General features: G+C 70.2%; 1 protein-coding gene. It reads right to left on the minus strand.

The features are described from left to right. Positions 1–1,341, minus strand: a 1,341-nt coding sequence (locus ITP53_RS55345) for a sulfatase-like hydrolase/transferase (protein ID WP_195903488.1), incomplete at its 3' end; no start/stop codon positions are given. Positions 1,342–1,346: the final 5 nt, after the last annotated feature.

Below are 1,346 nucleotides of genomic sequence, written 5' to 3' on the forward strand. Positions count from 1 at the left end.
GCGCATGAGGCGGCGGCGGACCGGGGCCAGCTCCGGGTGGGTGTAGCGGTTGCTCAGCTCGTGCGGGTCGGTGTGCAGGTCGTACAGCTCGTTGACCGACTCCGGGTTGACGATCAGCTTGTAGCGGTCCTCGCGGATCATCCGCTGCGGGTAGGGGAAGTGGTGGCCGTGGAACTCGGCGAGCAGCTCGGCCGGCCACCTCGGGCGCTCGCCGCGGACGAGGGGGACCAGGCTGCGGCTGTCCACGGCCGGCTTGGTGTCGCAGCCGGCCAGGTCCAAGATGGTCGCCGTGCAGTCGGTGAGGGTCACGAACTCGTTCCTGACCTGTGGTTTCTCGCCGGGGATGCGGACGATGCCGGGGATGCGGTAGATGTCCTCGTACATGGCCGGGCCCTTGTCGTGCAGGCGGTGCGCGCCGGTGAACTCGCCGTGGTCGGCGGTGAACAGGACCGAGGTCCGGTCCGTCAGGCCCAGCTCGTCGAGCCGGTCGAGGATCCGCCCGATCTGCTGGTCGATCAGCGTGACGTACCCCCAGTAGACCGCGATCAGCTTGCGGGTCACCTCGATCGGGATCGTGTCGAACGTCCAGTGGGCGCTGTAGTTGCGCTGCACCGGCGGCTTGCCCTCGAACGTCTCCGCGATCGACGGCGGCAGCTCGACCAGGGCGGGGTCGTACATGTCGAAGTACGCGTCGGGCAGCAGGTACGGCAGGTGCGGCCCGAAGAAGTGGGTGGCCAGGAAGAACGGCCGGCCGTCGGCGGCGTACCGGTCGAGGTGCTCGATGGCGCGGGTGGCCAGGTAGTGCTCGAACGTCGCCTCGACCGGCTGGCGCAGCCGCGCGGCGAGCAGGTTGCCCGCGTTCCCGTTGGGCGTGGTGCCCCGGATCAGGTCCTCGATCCGGTACGGCGGCAGCCCCCGCTCCTCCAGGTAGGCCAGGTAGTCGGGATGGTCGACCGGGTTGTGCCAGCCGGGCAGGTCGGGGCCGTCGAAGCCGTAGGAGGCGGCGTTGCGGCTGGTGCCGCCGTGCCACTTGCCGATCAGCCCGAGCTGGTAGTCGCGTTCCCGCAGCGCGCCGGGGAAGGTGAAGGCGTCCTCGCGCAGGTCCTCCAGGTAGCCGACGTTGCGCTCGTAGTTCGCCAGCAGCCGGTGCCTGAACGGCGCCTGCCCGGTGAGCAGGCTGGCCCGCGCGGGCGTGCAGATGGCCGTCGGCGTGTAGAACCGATCGAAGCGCGTGCCGCCGGCGGCCAGCCGGTCCAGGTTGGGCGTGGCCACGTGCGGGTTGCCGTAACAGCCCAGGGTGTCGACGCGGTGCTGGTCGGTCATCAGGAACAGCAGGTTCACTGGGT

The organism is Nonomuraea cypriaca, assembly GCF_015645445.1.
Classification (GTDB): Bacteria; Actinomycetota; Actinomycetes; order Streptosporangiales; family Streptosporangiaceae; genus Nonomuraea; species Nonomuraea cypriaca.